Source organism: Ferrovibrio terrae, assembly GCF_007197755.1.
Taxonomy (GTDB): Bacteria; Pseudomonadota; Alphaproteobacteria; order Ferrovibrionales; family Ferrovibrionaceae; genus Ferrovibrio; species Ferrovibrio terrae.
Map to the genome: position 1 here is coordinate 2,754,066 of NZ_CP041636.1, position 16,316 is coordinate 2,770,381.

Consider the following 16,316-nt stretch of genomic DNA (forward strand, 5'->3'; position numbering starts at 1 on the left):
GAAATCCGGCCAAAACACTGGCCGGATTGGGCTTTTCCGGGCGCCCGGCGGCCAGTCCAGCCCCTCCTTAAGTCGCGGCTGGAAATGCTGCGCCGCACGACCTATTATCTGGAAATCCTCAAAACCTGTAAGTCTACAAGCAGTTAGGACAAGACGATGAGTGCGCGCAAATGGTCGCCCGATAGCTGGCGCAGCAAGCCGGTCAAGCAGGTCCCGGAATATCCGGATGCTGCCGTGCTGGCTGCCACCGAAGAGAAGCTGTCCAAGTATCCGCCGCTGGTCTTTGCCGGCGAGGCGCGCAACCTGACCGCGTCGCTGGCCAAGGTGGCCGAGGGTCGCGCCTTCCTGCTGCAGGGCGGCGACTGCGCCGAGAGCTTTGCCGAATTCAGCGCCAACAATATCCGCGACACCTTCCGCGTGCTGCTGCAGATGGCCGTCGTGCTCACCTTCGGCGCCTCGCTGCCGGTGGTGAAGGTCGGTCGTCTGGCCGGCCAGTTCGCCAAGCCGCGCTCGTCGGATGTCGAGAAGCGCGGCGATGTCGAGCTGCCGAGCTATCGCGGCGACATCATCAACGGCATGGATTTCGACGCGGCCAACCGCATTCCCGATCCGACGCGCCAGCTGCAGGCCTACAGCCAGGCGGCGGCGACGCTCAACCTGCTGCGCGCGTTCGCGAGCGGCGGTTACGCCGACCTGCATCGCGTGCACGGCTGGAATCTCGGCTTCGTGGCCAAGAGTCCGGAAGCCGAGCGCTGGCAGGATGTGGCGGCGCGCATCACCGAGACGCTGGATTTCATGGAAGCCTGCGGCATCACGCCGGAGCGCACGCCGGAAATGCGCACCGTCGATTTCTACACCAGCCATGAAGCATTGTTGCTCGGCTACGAACAGGCGATGACCCGCGTCGACTCCACCTCGGGCGAATGGGTCGATACTTCGGCGCATATGCTGTGGATCGGCGACCGTACCCGCCAGCTCGATGGCGCGCATGTCGAATTCCTGCGCGGCGTGCTCAATCCCATCGGCCTGAAATGTGGCCCGACCTCGGACCCGGATGAGCTGATCAAGCTGATCGACATCCTGAACCCGCAGAACAAGCCCGGCCGCCTGACGTTGATCGCGCGCATGGGACACGAGAAGGTGCAGAAGCATCTGCCGGCGCTGGTGCGCAAGGTCGCGCAGGAAGGCCGTTCGGTGATCTGGTCCTGCGATCCTATGCATGGCAACACGCTGACCTCGGCGTCGGGCTTCAAGACGCGTCCGTTCGACCGGATTCTTTCGGAGGTGCGGCAGTTCTTTGAAGTGCATCTGGCCGAAGGCACGCATGCCGGCGGCATCCATCTGGAACTGACCGGCCAGGATGTCACCGAATGCATGGGCGGCGCGCAGGCGATTGGCGACGACGACCTGTCGAGCCGCTACCACACCCATTGCGATCCGCGCCTCAATGCCTCGCAGGCGCTGGAGCTGTCGTTCCTGATTGCCGAGATGCTGAAGCTCGAACGCATGAACCGCGGAACGCAGCGCCATGCCGCTCAAGCCTGAGACAAAACCTGATGTGACCAAGCTCGTGCCGCCGGCCCAGGCGGCCGAGCTGGAGCGCCAGATCGCGGCCCATACCGACGCCTATTTCAAGCGCACGAAAGCCATCGTCCAGCGCACCGGCGACAAGACGGTGACCTACGCCGTCTTCATGCGGCGTCCGGTGATCTTCTGCCCGCGCATCATGGTGGAATGGCTGGAGAAGGTGGGGGCGGCGCGTGGCGTGACGTTCAAGATCGAACTGCTGCATGAAGAAGGCACCTGGGTCGGCGCCGGCGAGCCGCTGCTGTATCTCACCGGTCCGATGTCGCAGATCGTCGATCTCGAAACGCTGTATCTGCAGAAGCTGGGCGCGGCCTGCGTTGCCGCCTACAACGCCTATTCGATGTGCTGCGATCTGCCCAATGTGCGCTTCCTCGCCATGGATGCGCGCCATTGCGCCGGCGCCGAGATGGCCGAGCTGATGGCCTATGCCGCCTCGGTCGGCGGCAAGGCGGCGCGCCGCGATGTCGGCGCCGCGGGCTTCATCGGCAATGCCACGGATGCCACCGCGCATTACTTCGGCAACGAGAAGGGTTTCGGCACCATGCCGCATGCCCTGATCGGCTATGCCGGCTCGACGCTGAAGGCGGCTGAGCTTTACGACGAAACCTTCCCCGGCGAGCAGATGACCGTGCTGGTCGACTATTACGGCCAGGAAGTCACCGATGCGCTGGCGGTGTGTAACCGCTTCCCCGAGGCCGCCAATGAAGGCCGCCTTGCGGTTCGCCTGGATACCCACGGCGGCCGCTATATCGAGGGGCTGGACCCGCAGGCCTCTTACGCGGTGCTGGAACGTCATGTGCCGAATGCGATCCGCCAGTATCGCACCGAGCATGAGCTGCGCTGGCTGGTCGGCACCGGCGTCTCTGCCGCTGCGATCTATCACATGCGCGCCACGCTGGATCGCGCCGGCTTCTTCAATGTGAAGATCGTCGCGTCTTCCGGCTTCAATGCCGCGAAGTGCAAGGTGATGGCCAGCGTCTCGGCGCCGATCGACATCGTCGGCACCGGCTCGTATCTGCCCGATAGCTGGGTCGAGACCTACGCCACCGCCGATATCGTCGCCTATGACGGCGTGCCCAGCGTGAAGGTCGGCCGCGAGTTCCTGCTGCGGCGCTAGCGCCGCAGTTTTTCCAGCGCCTCTGCCGCCAGCTTGCGCGTCAGCTCGCCGGCCGGCATTTCCTTTGCCAGCCGCACGGCCTGGCCCGACCACATATTGCTGAACTCGCCGCTGCCGGTGGCTTCCGTCTTGGCCCGCAACGGCGCGAGCGTTGTACCGGCGGTGGGAAAGGCCGGCGCTTCGGCAGACAACGGCCCCTGTTCGCGCATCAGGCGGTTCATGATGCCGCGCGCTGGCCGGCCGGTGAAAAGATTGGTCAGCGCGGTGGCGTCGCTGGGCGAGGATTTCAGCGCGGCGCGATGATAGGGTGCGATGGTGGCTTCCGGCGTCAGCAGATAGGCCGTGCCGATCTGTACGGCCGAAGCGCCGAGCGCCATGGCCGCCACGATCCCGCGCGCATCGCAGATGCCGCCAGCGGCAATCACCGGCACCTTCACGGCATCCACCACCTGCGGCAGCAGCGCGAACAGTCCGACCTGCTGCGACATGTCCATCGACAGGAAATTGCCGCGATGGCCGCCGGCTTCCAGCCCCATGGCGATGATGGCGTCGCAGCCGTGGCGTTCCAGCCAGATGGCTTCCTCCACCGTGGTGGCCGAAGCGATCACCTTGGCGCCGAAGGCCTTCACGCGATCTAGCAGGGCTTTTTCGGGCAGGCCGAAATGGAAGCTCACCACCTCGGGCCTGTAGCCTTCGATCAGCTGGCAGAAGGCCTCATCGAACGGCGCGCGGCCGGGCACCGGCGCCGGCACATCGCCGCTGACGCCGAATTCGGCGTAATAGGGCTTCAGGCGATCGCGCCAGACGCGGCCTTCGCTGGCATCCGGAGCGGGCGGCTTGTGCACGAAGAAGTTCACATTGATCGGTTTGCCAGTAGCCTGGCGGATGATGTCGAGCGAGGTGCGCGCCTGATCGTGGCTCAGCATGGCGCAGGGCAGGCCGCCCAGGCCGCCGGCCTCGCTGACCGCGATCACCATCTGCGGCGTGGTGGCGCCGGCCAGCGGGCCCTGCAGGATCGGCAGTTCGATGCCGAAGAGATCCAGAATGCGTCGATCTGGCCAGCTGGTCATGGTGTGTCCTCCGCGGCAGTTTGTATTTCAGTTGTTCACTGCGGGAAAAATGGGACCCCGGGTCAAGCCCGGGGTGACGGGAATATATCGGTCGTCACCCCGGCCAAGCCCCCGGGTCTGCGCTATGCGCAGCCGGAGGACAGGCTCCGCGCGAGCCGGGGTCCCATTTATTCGGTCTTACTCCGCCTTCACATTCGCGGTCTTGATCACGTCCGCCCAGCGCTTGATGTCTTCCTGCAGGAAGGCGGCGAATTCGGTGTGGTTTTTCACATTCGGCGCCATGCCCTGCTTGAAGAAGGTCTCGCGCACGCTGTCCTTCTTCATCACGTCGAGCACCAGCGCACGGTAGCGCGCCAAAGCGGCTTCCGGCACGGCCGCCGGCGCGAAAATCCCGAGCCAGGCATCGGCTTCCACGCCCTTCACACCGGCTTCGGCGATGGTCGGCAGTTCAGGCAGATGCGGCGAGCGCTTGGGCGAGGCCACTGCGATGGCACGCAGCTTGCCGGCCTGGATCTGGCCCAGCACTGTCGGCGTCGTGGCGAAGCTGCAGTCGACATGGCCGCCCAGCAGATCCTGCAGCAGCGGGGCCGAGCCCTTGTAGGCCACATGCGTCAGGTTCACGCCGGCCTTGGCCTTGAACAGTTCCAGCGTCAAATGCGAGGCCGAGCCCTGGCCGGTCGAGCCGCAGTTGATCTTGCCGGGATCTTTCTTGGCCAGCGCGATCAGCTCGGCCAGGTTTTTCACCGGCAGGTCGTTCTTCACCACCAGGATATGCTGCAGGTCGGCCAGCAGCGCGATCGGCGCGAAATCCTTCACCGGGTGATAGCCGCCGCCATCGGGCAGCAGCGAGATATTGGTGGCATGCGTCTGGTTGGTGGTGGCCACCAGCTGCGTGCCGTCGGCCGGGCCCTGCGCCACGCGGCGCGAGCCGATGGCGCCGGCGCCGCCGGGCACGTTCTCGACGATCACGCTCTGGCCGAGCGGCCCGGCGATTTCCTGCGCGACCAGTCGGGCCAGGCTGTCGGTCGGGCCACCGGCCGGGTAGGGCACCACGACGGTGACGCCCTTTGGCGGCGTCCAGGTCTGAGCAAAAGAGAATTCAGGCAGCAGCGCAGCAGCGGCGGTGCCGCCCGCGAGGGCGGCAAACTGGCGACGATTCAACATACTGGTCCCCTCCCAAGGGCTTTTTAGAAAAACTCTTGGGACAGAGGTTACAGCGTTTCCGGGCTCACGCGCACCAGTTGCTTGCCGAAATTTTTGCCGGTCAGCAGGCCGAGAAATGCCTTGGGCGCGCTGGTCAGGCCCTCGGCGATATCTTCCCTGTATTTCAGCTTGCCGGCCTTGATCCAGCCGGCCATTTCGCCGATCGCGCCGGGCCAGTAGCCCATATGCTCGGAGATGATGAAGCCTTGCACCTTTGCCCGGTTGACGAGAATATGGCGCATGCCGGTGAAGGCCTGCGGCTTGCCGTCATAGCCCGAGATCAGCCCGCAGATGGCCACACGCGAAAACGCATTCAGGCGGCCGAACACCATTTCCATGATGTCGCCGCCGACATTTTCGAAATAGACATCGACGCGGTTGGGCGTCGCCGCCTTGAAGGCGGCCTGCATGTCGCCGGCCTTGTAGTCGATGCAGGCATCGAAGCCGAGTTCGTTTACCACGTAGTCGCACTTGTCCTTGCCGCCGGCGATGCCGACCACGCGGCAGCCCTTGATCTTGGCGATCTGGCCGACCACGGAACCGACCGCGCCGCTGGCGGCCGAGACCACCACGGTTTCGCCGGCCTTGGGTTCGCCGATGCTCATCAGGCCGTAATGCGCCGTGCAGCCCGGCATGCCCAGCACGCCCAGCGCAGTGGAGACCGGCGCCACCTTGGGATCCAGCACGCGCAGTTCATTGGCCTTGGCCACAGCATATTCCTGCCAGCCCAGCATGCCGTTCACATAGGTGCCGACTGGCAGCTTCTCGACATTGCTTTCGATCACCAGGCCGACCGTGCCGCCGCCCATCATGTCGCCGGGATTGAGATGCGCCGCGTAAGAGCGCACCGCGTCCATGCGGCCGCGCATATAGGGGTCGAGCGAGAGATAGACATTGCGCACCAGCACCTGGTCCGGACCGGGCTTCGGGATGTCGCGCTGGACGATCTCGAAATCCTGTTCGGTCACCGCCCCCTTGGGGTGCTGTTTCATCAGAACTTGAGTATTTTTCCCGGCCATCTGCGTCTCCCTTTGCCCGGTCTGGGCTATCTAAATCCTTGCCGGCCACTGTAGACTGCCGGCTCGCTTGAGATAAGCCTGCCGTAAGGGTAAGTATCGACCGCGAAAGCAAATTACCGGCCAACAACTTCGACGCACGTTCAAATGTCAGTTGCCACTCCCGATCGTCTCCGCATCGCCATGGCCCAGGTCAACCCGGCCGTGGGCGACATTGCCGGCAATCGCCGGCTGATCGAAGATTACCGGGCCCGGGCTGCGACCGAGGGCGCCGATCTGGTGGTGTTTCCCGAACTGATGATCATCGGCTATCCGCCGGAAGACCTGGTGCTGCGCCCCTCGGTGCAGGAAGCCTGCGAGGCAGCCGTGCAGGAGTTGGCGGCCCAGACCGCCGATGGCGGTCCGGCGCTGCTGGTCACCTCGCCCTGGCGCGACAAGGGCCTGCTATACAATTCCGCACTGCTGCTGGATGGCGGCGAGATCGTTGCCGTGCGGCACAAGCATGAACTGCCGAATTACGGCGTGTTCGACGAGAAGCGTCATTTCGCGGTCGGACCCTTGCCCGGCCCGATGGTGTTCCGTGGCGTGCGGCTCGGCGTGATGATCTGCGAAGACATGTGGCAGGCCGATGTGGCCGAATGCCTTGCCGAGACCGGCGCGGAAATGCTGATCGTGCCGAACGGCTCGCCGTATGAATCGAACAAGTGGGACCAGCGCCTGCCGCTCGGCATCACGCGCGTGGTCGAGACCGGGCTTCCGCTGCTCTATGTCAACCGCACCGGCGGCCAGGATGAACTGGTCTTCGATGGCGGCGGCTTTGTGCTGAATGCCGATCACAGCCTGCCGGTGCGCCAGCCCGATTTCCTCGACGATCTCGCCGTCACTGAATGGCAGCGCAGCGACAAAGGCTGGGTCTGCGCCAGGGGCAGGATCGAACAGCCGCTCGACAACCATTCCAGCCTCTACCAGGCCATGGTGGTGGGCCTGCGCGATTATGTGAATCGCAACAAATTCCCCGGCGTGGTGCTCGGCCTGTCGGGTGGCATCGACTCTGCGCTTTCGGCTGCCGTGGCAGTCGATGCGCTGGGGCCAGCGCGCGTGCGCTGTGTCATGCTGCCGTCGAAATACACCTCACAGCGCAGCCTGGATGATGCCGCCGACTGCGCCAAGGCGTTGGGCGTGCCCTACGAGACCATTCCGATCGAGCCGGCCTACCAGGCTTTCGAGGCCATGCTGGCGCCGGCGTTCAAGGACAAGAAGCCGGATATCACCGAAGAGAACCTGCAGTCGCGCATCCGCGGCGTCACGCTGATGGCGCTGAGCAACAAGTTCGGCCATATGGTGCTGACCACCGGAAACAAGTCGGAAATGTCGGTCGGCTACGCCACGCTCTATGGCGATATGTGCGGCGGCTACAGCGTGCTGAAAGACGTCTACAAGATGACGGTCTATGCGCTGTCGCACTGGCGCAATGTCAACCGTCCGCTCGAAAGCCTTGGCCCCGAAGGCGTGGTGATCCCGCCGGCCATCATCGAACGCGCACCGACTGCCGAGTTGCGCGACAACCAGACCGACCAGGACAGCCTGCCGCCCTATGAGCAGCTTGATGCCATCCTGGAAATGCTGGTGGAAAAGGAAATGCCGGTGCGTGAGATCGTGGCTGCCGGCCAGCCCGAAGATGTCGTGCGCCGCATCCAGCATCTTCTCTATATCGCCGAATACAAGCGCCGCCAGGCACCGCCGGGCGTCAAGCTCACCCCGCGCAATTTCGGCCGCGACCGCCGCTATCCCATTACCAACGCCTTCCGGGATCAGTCGAAATGACTGATGTCTCGGTAAGGTTCGCGCCGAGCCCGACGGGCCGGCTGCATGTCGGCAATGCGCGCGGCGCGCTGCTGAACTGGCTGTTCGCGCGTAAATCCGGCGGCAGCTTCCTGCTGCGGCTGGACGACACCGACACGGCGCGTTCGACGGATGAGTTTGCCAAAGGCATCGAGGCCGACCTGCGCTGGCTCGGGCTCGACTGGGACCGGTTCGCGAAACAGTCCGACCGTTTCGCACTCTATGCCGAAGCGACGGAAAAGCTGAAAGCGAGCGGGCGGCTCTATCCGGCTTACGAGACCCCGGAAGAACTCGACCTGCGCCGCAAGATCCAGCTGAGCCAGAAGAAGCCGCCGGTCTATGACCGCGCCGCGCTGAAGCTGAGCGATGCCGAGCGCGCGAAATTCGAGGCCGAAGGCCGCAAGCCGCACTGGCGCTTCAAACTCAATCGCGGCACGACGGCCTGGGATGACATCATCCATGGCCGCGTCGAGATCGACATGGCGAGTTTGAGCGATCCGGTGCTGGTGCGCTCGGACGGCTATCCGCTCTACACGCTCTCGTCGGTGGTCGATGACGGCGACCTGAAAATCAGCCATGTGATCCGCGGCGAGGATCACGTCACCAATACGGCGGCGCAGATCCAGCTCTTTGAGGCACTGGGCTACATGGTGCCGGTCTTCGGACATTTCTCGCTGCTGCTGGACGCCGATGGCGGCGGGCTGTCGAAACGGCTGGGGTCGCTGTCGCTCGCCGATCTGCGCGAGCAGGGCATCGAACCGATGACGCTGAATTCGCTGCTGGCGCGTCTGGGCTCGGCCGATCCGGTCGAGGCGCAGACCGACCTCAACGCGCTGATCGCCGGTTTCGACCTGTCGCGCTTCAGCCGGGCCGCCGCCCGGCTCGATCCGCATGATCTCGACCTGATCAATGCCAAGCTGCTGCATGCGACCGACTTCGCCGCCGTGCGCGACCGCCTGCCGGCAGGTGCCACCGAGGCCTTCTGGCTCGCCATCCGCGGCAATATCGGGCGGGTCGCCGAGGCGGCCGACTGGTGGCCGGTTGCGACCGGCGAGATCGACGCCGTGCATGAGGACCCTGTCGTGGTGGCCGCCGCCGTCGAGGTGCTGCCGCCCGAGCCCTGGGATGCCACGACCTGGAAGGTGCTGACGCAGGCAATTTCCGCCAAGACAGGGGCGAAAGGGAAAGCTTTGTTCCATCCATTGCGCCTGGCCTTGACCGGGCGCGACAAGGGGCCTGAAATGGCGCAGCTTCTGCCGCTGATCGGGCGCGACCGCGCCGTGAAGCGTTTGACCGGTAAGTGAGAGTGTGATGCCTAAGGATCGCGTGTATCTCTTCGACACGACATTGCGGGACGGCGCCCAGACCCAGGGCGTCGACTTCTCGGTCGAGGACAAGCGCGTGATTGCCAGGGCGCTGGACAGGCTCGGCGTTGCCTATATCGAGGGCGGCTGGCCCGGCGCCAATCCGACCGACAGCGAGTTCTTCACCGCCAAGCCGGCACTCAAGCGCGCCAAATTCGTCGCCTTCGGCATGACCAAGCGGCCGGGCCGCTCGGCCGAGAACGATCCGGGCCTTGCCCAGATCCTGAATGCCAGCGCCGATGCCGCCTGTCTGGTCGGCAAGAGTTCGGAATACCAGGTCGGCATCGCGCTCGGCATTTCGCTGAACGAGAATCTCGAACTGATCTCGGACAGCATCGCGGCGGCGCACAAGAAGTTCGGCGAAGCGATGTTCGATGCCGAGCATTTCTTCGACGGCTACAAGGCCAATCCGAAATTCACCTTCGACTGCCTGAAAGCAGCACTGGATGCCGGCGCGCGCTGGGCCGTGCTGTGCGACACCAATGGCGGCACCATGCCCTGGGAAGTCGAGCGCATCGTCGGCGAGGTCGTGCAGAAACTCGGCGACGGGTCGCGCCTGGGCGTGCATACCCATAATGACACCGAGAATGCGGTCGCCAACACGCTGGCCGCGGTGAAGGCCGGCGTGCGGCAGGTGCAGGGCACGCTGAACGGCCTGGGCGAGCGCTGCGGCAATGCCAATCTCATCGCGCTGATCCCTTCGCTGATGCTGAAGCCGTGGTTCGCAGAGAATATCGACGTTGGCCTTTCCGAGCAGGACCTGACGCATCTGACCGCCACTTCGCGCACGCTGGACGAATTGCTCAATCGCGCGCCGAACCGCCATGCGGCTTATGTGGGCGCGGCCGCCTTTGCGCATAAGGGTGGCCTGCATGTCTCGGCGGTGATGAAAGACCCGCGCACCTACGAGCATGTGCCGCCGGAAACCGTCGGCAACAAGCGCCATATCCTGATGTCGGACCAGGCCGGGCGTTCGAATCTGCTGGTGCGCCTCACCGAGGCCGGCATCACCTATGATACGGCTGACAGCCGGCTCAATGCGCTGCTGGACGACGTGAAGCAGCGTGAATCCGAGGGTTACAGCTACGACGGCGCCGAGGCGAGCTTCGAGGTGCTGGCACGCCGCGCGCTTGGCCAGATGCCGGAGTATTTCAGGATCCGCAGCTTCCGCGTCCAGGTCGAGCGCCGCTTCAATGCAAAGGCCGAGCTGGTGACGATCTCGGAGGCCACCGTGAAGCTGGATGTCGATGGCCAGACGCTGTTCTCGGTCGCCGAGGGCAACGGCCCGGTCAACGCGCTGGATCACGCGATCCGCAAGGATCTCGGCCGCTACCAGAGCTATATCGACGACCTGCGCCTGGTCGATTTCAAGGTCCGCATCCTCAATGGCGGCACCGAGGCGACCACGCGCGTGATGATCGAGAGCGCTGATGGCCAGGGCAATCGCTGGTTCACCGTCGGCGTGTCGCCCAACATCATCGACGCCGCCTTCATGGCGCTGATGGATTCGATCCAGTGGAAGCTGCTGCGCGACGGGGCGCAGCCGAGCAAATAGTCGCATGACCGGCACGAACAGACCGAAGCTCGGCAAGTATGCGCCGCCGGGTCCGCTGCGGCGCGGGCCGGTGATCGTGCTGGTGCAGCCGCAGCTTGGCGAGAATATCGGCGCCGCCGCGCGCGCCATGCTGAATTGCGGCATCACGGAACTGCGCCTGGTCAATCCGCGCGACGGCTGGCCCAACCCGGCGGCGTATGTGCTGGCCAGCAAGGCCGATCCGGTGCTGGATGCGGTCAGCGTGTTCAGCAGCACGGCGGACGCCGTCGCCGACCTGCATCGCGTCTATGCCACCACGGCGCGGCTGCGCGACATGATGAAAGAGGTCGTGACGCCGCGCGAAGCCGCCGCCCGCATGCGGCAGGAGCAGACCGAAGGCCATCGCGTCGGGATTCTGTTCGGGCCGGAACGCACCGGGCTCGACAACGAGGATGTCGCGCTGGCGCATATCGGGATTACGGTCCCGCTCAATCCCGGCTTCTCGTCGCTCAATCTGGCGCAGGCGGTGTTGCTGCTCGGCTATGAATGGTTCACCGCGACGGACGACACCGCGCCGAGCCGGCTCGACACGGTGCGCGGCGGTTTCGCCAGCCAGGAGGAGCTGCAGGGGCTCTTCGATCACCTGGTCGAGGAACTCAACCAGTCGGCCTTTTTCCACAATGTCGAGCCCAAGCGCGGCGCGATCCTGCGCAACCTGCGCTCGGCCCTGCAGCGCGTGCCGCTGGCCAGCCAGGAAGTGCACACGTTTCGCGGCATGCTGAAGGCGATCGCTCAAGGGCGGCCGTTGCGCGCGTCCTTGCGCAGGAAGAAGCCGGACTGATTGCCACCCGACAATTCCGCGCTTGTCGGGCGCCGTGGCATCGCTAGGATTGCCGCAGCAGAGGAGGCGCCCCATGTGCCAGGCCACGGAATCCGCAGTCCCCACCACGCAGGCCGATGACGAGCGCGTGCGCGTCACGCGCTGGGATTTCGCACCCGGCGCCGCCACCGGCTTCCATGTCCACGAATATCCGTATGTCGTGACCTATCTGACCGATGCGAAGCTGAAGATCGTCGACCCGCAGGGCGCGGAGAGTTTCGTCGAGATGCAGGCCGGCGGCAGCTATTCGCGGCCCAAGGGCATCGCGCATGACGTGATCAACGCCGGCGCCGCGCCGATGGCCTTCGTCGAGGTCGAGATCAAGATCGGGGCCTAGGCCTCACGCCCGTCACTTCTTCCCCATGCCGATGCTCTTGCCGGCCTGCGGCGGCCTGGGCAGCTTGGCATGGCCGGCGATCATGCGTTCGAACAGCTGCTGATGCTCGGGCAGGAAGGGCGAGGAGCGCCGTGTCGCCAGATCGACATGCACCAGGATCTGCTCTGACGTGGCCGCCAGATAGCCATTTTCGGCGTGATACATGTTCATGAAGTAGTGAATCCGCTTGGCGTCGGCCCCGAGCAGCTGGAAGGTGAAGCGAAGCTGGTCGCCTTCCAGCACCTCCTGCAGATAGCAGACATGCGTTTCCAGCACGAAGGTGCTCAGGTTGGTGCGCTGCACATAATTCCAGTCGAGATCGAAGGGCGTGAAGAACCGGTCGAGTGCCTGGTCGAAAATCACGTTGTAGAAGCCGACGTTCATATGGCCGTTGGCATCGATATGCGCGGGCTCCACCACCATGCCGGTCAGTTCGAGCGGCGCCTCGAAGCTCTGTTGAGCGTAATCGAGCCGGTCTTGAGAAGAATTCATCACTGCAGCCTTGTCGGATTCGTTTCCTCGGATAGGCTAGTGTCCATGTCCTGGGACCCGACGCAATACCTGAAATTCGCAGGCGAACGCCTCCGCCCCGCCATCGACCTGCTCGATCGCGTGCCGCTGGTAGCCGAGGCGGATGCGGACATCGCCGTGGTCGATCTGGGCTGCGGTGCCGGCAATCTCACGCCGCTGATGCAGCTGCGCTGGCCGCAGGCCCGGCATATCGGCGTCGATGCTTCCGCCACCATGCTGGCCAGGGCGAAGCAGGATTACCCGACGGCGGATTTCATCGAGGCCGATATCGCCACGTGGAAACCCCAGAAAGATTTAGGTGGGCCAGTCGATCTGATCTACTCGAATGCGGCGCTGCAATGGCTCGATGGTCATGACACGCTGATTCCCGGCCTGCTGGACGGGCTGAAGCCCGGCGGCTGGCTGGCGATCCAGATGCCGCGCAATCACGGCGCGCTGTCGCATACCAGCATCGTCGACACGATCGAGCTGGGGCCGTGGCGCGCGAAGCTGGAGCCGCATCTGCGCCGCCGCCCGGTCGCCGAGCCGCAGGCCTACTGGCGCATGCTGCACGAGCGCACGGCGGCGCTGGACATCTGGGAGAGCGAATACCTGCAGGTGCTGTCGGGCGCCAATCCGGTGGCCGAATTCACCAAGGGCACGGCTCTGAAACCCTTCCTCGACCTGCTCGACGAGCCCGAGCGCAGCGCGTTTGAGGCCGACTACCGCAACCGCATCGCCAACGCCTATCAGCGCGAAGCCGACGGCCGCACGCTGTTTCCCTTCCGCCGCCTGTTCATCCTGGCGCAGAAGCCGCTGTAGGGCGGCTACATGAAAACACGTCGTCCTCGGGCTTGACCCGAGGACCTCGCGCAGTCCTGCCTGAGATGGTCGGGTCAAACCCGACCATGACGCGTGGGGGGAGGGGGCGGCAACGCTGGCACGCCCATCCCCAAAGCGCTAAAACTGCTCCAGCACCCCGGAGCAGATGATGACCAGCAAGTCCACCGACAAGCCAGCCGCGCCCAATACTGCCAAGGGCATGAAGCGCAACCTCGCCAATTACGGCGACGCGGGCTTCTCCGTCTTCCTGCGCAAGGCCTTCATCAAGGCGCTGGGCTACACGGATGAGGCGCTGGAGCGCCCGATCATCGGCATCGTCGATACCGACAGCGGCTACAATGCCTGTCACCGCAATGTGCCCGACCTGATCGAGGCGGCGTCGCGCGGCGTGATGCTGGCCGGCGGCATCCCGGTGCCGTTTCCGGTGATCTCGATCCAGGAAAGCTTCGCCAATCCCACCAGCATGTATCTGCGCAACCTGATGGCGATGGACTCGGAAGAGATGATCCGCGCCCAGCCGATGGATGCGGTGATCCTGATGGGCGGCTGCGACAAGACCGTGCCGGCCCTGCTGATGGGCGCGGCCAGCGCCAACGTGCCGGCCATCATGCTCGTGACCGGTCCGATGCTGGCCGGCTCCTGGCGCGGCGAAAAGCTCGGCGCCTGCACGGACTGCCGCCGCTTCTGGGCGCGCTACCGCGCCGGCGAAGTGAACGACCAGGAAATCAACGAGGTGAACAGCGAACTCGCGCCCACCATCGGCACCTGCGGCGTGATGGGCACGGCGTCCACCATGGCGCTCACGGTCGAAGCGCTCGGCATGATGCTGCCGGGCGGCGCGGCGGTGCCGGCAGTCCACGCCGAACGCCGGCGGCTGGCCGAGCAGACCGGCACCCGCGCCGTGGCGATGGCGGCCGAAGGCCTGACGCCCGATAAAATCCTGACGCCCGCCGCCTATCGCAACGCCTTGCGCGTGCTGCTTGCGGTCGGCGGCAGCACCAATGCGCTGATTCATCTCACCGCCATGGCGGGCCGCAGCGGCATCCAGGTCGATCTCGAAGGCTACGACAAGATGGGCCGCGAGACGCCGGTGCTGGTCGACCTCAAGCCGACCGGCCAGCATTACATGGAAGACCTGCACAAGGCCGGCGGGCTTACTCCTATCCTGCGCGAGTTGGGCGGCCTGATCGAGCGCGACTGCCTCACGGTCACCAGCAAGACGCTGGGCCAGAATATCGACGCCATGCCGCCGGGCTGGAAGCAGGATGTGATCAAGACGATGGCAGCACCCGTTTACAAAAACGGCGCGATGGCGGTGCTGCGCGGCAACCTCGCGCCCGATGGCGCCATCATCAAGCAGGCGGCAGCGACGCAAGAGTTACTGCAGCATGAAGGCCGCGCCGTGGTGTTCGACAGTCTGCCGGATATGGCGGCGCGCCTTGACTCTGCCGATCTCGATGTGAAGGCCGACGATATTCTGGTGCTGCGCAATGCGGGCCCCAAGGGCGCGCCGGGCATGCCGGAGGCGGGCTATATCCCGATCCCGAAAAAGCTGGCGCAACAGGGCGTGAAGGACATGGTGCGTATTTCCGATGCGCGCATGAGCGGCACGGCCTATGGCACCATCGTGCTGCATATCGCACCCGAAGCCGCAGCGGGAGGCCCGCTGGCGCTGGTGAAGACCGGCGACCGCATCAAACTCGACACCGAAGGCCGCCGCATTGATCTGCTGGTGGACGAGGCGGAACTGGCGAAACGCCGCGCCGCCTTGCCTCCGCTGCCCTCAGGCGAGGGGCGTCGCGGCTATGACAAGCTGTATTTCGACACGGTGACGCAGGCCGAACAGGGCTGCGACTTCGATTTCATGTTGCCGGAGATCACGAAGACAGTGCCGTAACGCCATTGTTATGGTGAAGCGCGATTAACCATGCGCTAGGTGATTCCTGCCGTGCGGCAGGAAGCGCCGAGCGGGTGGCGTGATTACTCACGTATGAAATCGCGGAACACCAGCATCTTATCACTGCGGTGATGATTGGCCCGCAGTTTGCTTCTCTGGTTGCAGAAACCCTGCCACCGCACGCGAGAAGCTTCTGTCATGACGGGCATCACGGTTAACGGAACTGGGTATCTGGGCGGCTACACCCGCGTCCAGCCCAAGCGGTTCGAAGATTTGTCTCCGGAGAAGCAGGCACGCGTTCTGTCCTATCGCGCCGAGCAGGCTGCGAAGATTTCTGCGTATCTTCAGAAGAGTGCAGCCATCGAGCGGCAGGCGGCGGCCGATGCCCGGGGGCATGAGGTCTGGAACAGGCGTGCGCCGAATGTCAGCACGCTTACGCGCGAACAGGCGCTGGATCAGATCGATTTTATGAGCGAACTGATCCAGAGCGGCGAAGCAGACAAGTTGCCATTGGTTGCCGCGAGGGGCACGCAGACCACCTCGAATTACCGTCAGTATGTTTCCTGGGTGCAGCAGCATCTGAAGGAGCTGGAAGGCGCGGGCCAGTCCACGCTGGCGCAAGCCTGAGGGAGAGCGGCGATGCAGATCACGGCAACTGCTTTAATCAACGGCGTGACGTATTCCGGAACCTTCACGCGTGTTCAGCCCAAACGGTTTGAGGATCTGTCGCCGGAAATGCAGGCAGATACGCTGGCGTCTCGTGCAAAATACGATGCGATCGAGGCCGAGCGTCGCGCGATAACAGATGCCGCAAACCGCGAGGCGGAATCTATCGCCAGAGGGCAGCCGGTCTGGTTTCGCAGCGCCCCGAATGTCAGCCTGCTGGACCGCGAACAGGCTTTGGTTCAGATCGAGGAGATGAGCGAGCTGATCCAGAGCGGTGAGGCAGACAAGTTGCCGCTGTATACAGCCAAGGGCACGCAGACCACATCAAACTATCGCCAGTATGTCTACTGGCTGCAGCAGCATGTGAAGGAACTCGAAGGGGGGCATCCTGCGACGGATGTGAAAGTTTGA

The 16,316-nt window shown here is 64.5% G+C and carries 15 protein-coding genes; 11 read left to right on the top strand and 4 right to left on the bottom strand.

Features of this window, described 5'->3' with window-relative positions:
* The first annotated feature begins 156 nt into the window (after nt 1-156).
* Together FNB15_RS13405 and FNB15_RS13410 are read left to right on the top strand one after the other, a co-directional pair.
* A complete protein-coding gene (locus tag FNB15_RS13405) occupies nt 157-1,545 on the top strand; it encodes a class II 3-deoxy-7-phosphoheptulonate synthase (protein ID WP_144069185.1) in 1,389 nt (462 codons plus the stop codon).
* Nucleotides 1,529-2,704 (top strand): nicotinate phosphoribosyltransferase, encoded by a 1,176-nt coding sequence (locus tag FNB15_RS13410; RefSeq protein ID WP_144069186.1) that lies wholly within the window; start codon nt 1,529-1,531, stop codon nt 2,702-2,704. Before FNB15_RS13405 ends, FNB15_RS13410 begins: the two co-directional genes overlap by 17 nt.
* On the opposite strand, the gene FNB15_RS13415 is transcribed toward FNB15_RS13410, so the two are convergent.
* From FNB15_RS13415 to FNB15_RS13425, 3 genes are all read right to left on the bottom strand, one after another.
* A complete protein-coding gene (locus tag FNB15_RS13415) occupies nt 2,701-3,774 on the bottom strand; it encodes an NAD(P)H-dependent flavin oxidoreductase (protein ID WP_144069187.1) in 1,074 nt (357 codons plus the stop codon). The two genes, FNB15_RS13410 and FNB15_RS13415, sit on opposite strands and share 4 nt — an antisense overlap.
* 177 nt (nt 3,775-3,951) lie before the next feature.
* On the bottom strand, nt 3,952-4,938 hold the full coding sequence (locus tag FNB15_RS13420) for a Bug family tripartite tricarboxylate transporter substrate binding protein (RefSeq protein ID WP_144069188.1): 987 nt from the start codon (nt 4,936-4,938) through the stop codon (nt 3,952-3,954).
* A gap of 47 nt (nt 4,939-4,985) precedes the next feature.
* A complete protein-coding gene (locus tag FNB15_RS13425) occupies nt 4,986-5,969 on the bottom strand; it encodes an NADP-dependent oxidoreductase (RefSeq protein WP_246068686.1) in 984 nt (327 codons plus the stop codon).
* 171 nt (nt 5,970-6,140) lie between these two features.
* Between FNB15_RS13425 and FNB15_RS13430 the strand changes: the two genes are divergently transcribed.
* From FNB15_RS13430 to FNB15_RS13450, 5 genes are all read left to right on the top strand, one after another.
* A complete protein-coding gene (locus tag FNB15_RS13430) occupies nt 6,141-7,817 on the top strand; it encodes an NAD+ synthase (protein WP_144069190.1) in 1,677 nt (558 codons plus the stop codon).
* On the top strand, nt 7,814-9,139 hold the full coding sequence (gene gltX, locus FNB15_RS13435) for a glutamate--tRNA ligase (protein WP_144069191.1): 1,326 nt from the start codon (nt 7,814-7,816) through the stop codon (nt 9,137-9,139). Before FNB15_RS13430 ends, gltX begins: the two co-directional genes overlap by 4 nt.
* A 7-nt stretch (nt 9,140-9,146) precedes the next feature.
* Nucleotides 9,147-10,754 carry a citramalate synthase gene (cimA, locus tag FNB15_RS13440; RefSeq protein WP_144069192.1) on the top strand — a complete coding sequence of 536 codons (1,608 nt, stop codon included), beginning with the start codon at nt 9,147-9,149 and terminating at the stop codon, nt 10,752-10,754.
* Nucleotides 10,755-10,758: 4 nt separating this feature from the next.
* Nucleotides 10,759-11,574, top strand: coding sequence for an RNA methyltransferase (locus FNB15_RS13445; RefSeq protein WP_144069193.1), 816 nt, complete (start codon nt 10,759-10,761; stop codon nt 11,572-11,574).
* 73 nt (nt 11,575-11,647) lie between these two features.
* Nucleotides 11,648-11,950, top strand: coding sequence for a cupin domain-containing protein (locus FNB15_RS13450; RefSeq protein WP_144069194.1), 303 nt, complete (start codon nt 11,648-11,650; stop codon nt 11,948-11,950).
* A 12-nt stretch (nt 11,951-11,962) separates the two neighbouring features.
* Here FNB15_RS13450 and FNB15_RS13455 read toward each other — a convergent pair whose 3' ends face one another.
* Entirely contained in the window at nt 11,963-12,481 is a 519-nt protein-coding gene (locus FNB15_RS13455) for a thioesterase family protein (RefSeq protein WP_246068687.1), read from the bottom strand.
* Nucleotides 12,482-12,526: 45 nt separating this feature from the next.
* Here FNB15_RS13455 and FNB15_RS13460 point away from each other — a divergent pair, with 45 nt between their 5' ends.
* The 4 genes from FNB15_RS13460 to FNB15_RS13475 all read left to right on the top strand — a co-directional run bounded on the left by FNB15_RS13460 (nt 12,527) and on the right by FNB15_RS13475 (nt 16,316).
* Nucleotides 12,527-13,321 carry a methyltransferase domain-containing protein gene (locus FNB15_RS13460; RefSeq protein ID WP_144069195.1) on the top strand — a complete coding sequence of 265 codons (795 nt, stop codon included), beginning with the start codon at nt 12,527-12,529 and terminating at the stop codon, nt 13,319-13,321.
* 166 nt (nt 13,322-13,487) lie between these two features.
* Nucleotides 13,488-15,239, top strand: coding sequence for an IlvD/Edd family dehydratase (locus FNB15_RS13465; RefSeq protein WP_246068688.1), 1,752 nt, complete (start codon nt 13,488-13,490; stop codon nt 15,237-15,239).
* A 198-nt stretch (nt 15,240-15,437) separates the two neighbouring features.
* The gene (locus tag FNB15_RS13470; protein WP_144069197.1) at nt 15,438-15,866 is read left to right on the top strand and encodes a hypothetical protein; all 429 of its coding nucleotides are present in this window, start codon (nt 15,438-15,440) and stop codon (nt 15,864-15,866) included.
* A 12-nt stretch (nt 15,867-15,878) separates the two neighbouring features.
* The gene (locus FNB15_RS13475; protein ID WP_144069198.1) at nt 15,879-16,316 is read left to right on the top strand and encodes a hypothetical protein; all 438 of its coding nucleotides are present in this window, start codon (nt 15,879-15,881) and stop codon (nt 16,314-16,316) included.

Excerpts from the sequence above, each read along its gene's own strand:
- FNB15_RS13450 (WP_144069194.1), top strand. The coding sequence starts at position 11,648 with ATGTGCCAGGCCACGGAATCCGCAGTCCCCACCACGCAGGCCGATGAC.
- gltX (WP_144069191.1), top strand. The coding sequence starts at position 7,814 with ATGACTGATGTCTCGGTAAGGTTCGCGCCGAGCCCGACGGGCCGGCTG.
- FNB15_RS13460 (WP_144069195.1), top strand. The coding sequence starts at position 12,527 with ATGTCCTGGGACCCGACGCAATACCTGAAATTCGCAGGCGAACGCCTC.
- cimA (WP_144069192.1), top strand. The coding sequence starts at position 9,147 with ATGCCTAAGGATCGCGTGTATCTCTTCGACACGACATTGCGGGACGGC.
- FNB15_RS13420 (WP_144069188.1), bottom strand. The coding sequence starts at position 4,938 with ATGTTGAATCGTCGCCAGTTTGCCGCCCTCGCGGGCGGCACCGCCGCT.
- FNB15_RS13410 (WP_144069186.1), top strand. The coding sequence starts at position 1,529 with ATGCCGCTCAAGCCTGAGACAAAACCTGATGTGACCAAGCTCGTGCCG.
- FNB15_RS13465 (WP_246068688.1), top strand. The coding sequence starts at position 13,488 with ATGATGACCAGCAAGTCCACCGACAAGCCAGCCGCGCCCAATACTGCC.
- FNB15_RS13445 (WP_144069193.1), top strand. The coding sequence starts at position 10,759 with ATGACCGGCACGAACAGACCGAAGCTCGGCAAGTATGCGCCGCCGGGT.
- FNB15_RS13405 (WP_144069185.1), top strand. The coding sequence starts at position 157 with ATGAGTGCGCGCAAATGGTCGCCCGATAGCTGGCGCAGCAAGCCGGTC.
- FNB15_RS13430 (WP_144069190.1), top strand. The coding sequence starts at position 6,141 with ATGTCAGTTGCCACTCCCGATCGTCTCCGCATCGCCATGGCCCAGGTC.
- FNB15_RS13425 (WP_246068686.1), bottom strand. The coding sequence starts at position 5,969 with ATGAAACAGCACCCCAAGGGGGCGGTGACCGAACAGGATTTCGAGATC.
- FNB15_RS13475 (WP_144069198.1), top strand. The coding sequence starts at position 15,879 with ATGCAGATCACGGCAACTGCTTTAATCAACGGCGTGACGTATTCCGGA.
- FNB15_RS13470 (WP_144069197.1), top strand. The coding sequence starts at position 15,438 with ATGACGGGCATCACGGTTAACGGAACTGGGTATCTGGGCGGCTACACC.
- FNB15_RS13415 (WP_144069187.1), bottom strand. The coding sequence starts at position 3,774 with ATGACCAGCTGGCCAGATCGACGCATTCTGGATCTCTTCGGCATCGAA.
- FNB15_RS13455 (WP_246068687.1), bottom strand. The coding sequence starts at position 12,481 with ATGAATTCTTCTCAAGACCGGCTCGATTACGCTCAACAGAGCTTCGAG.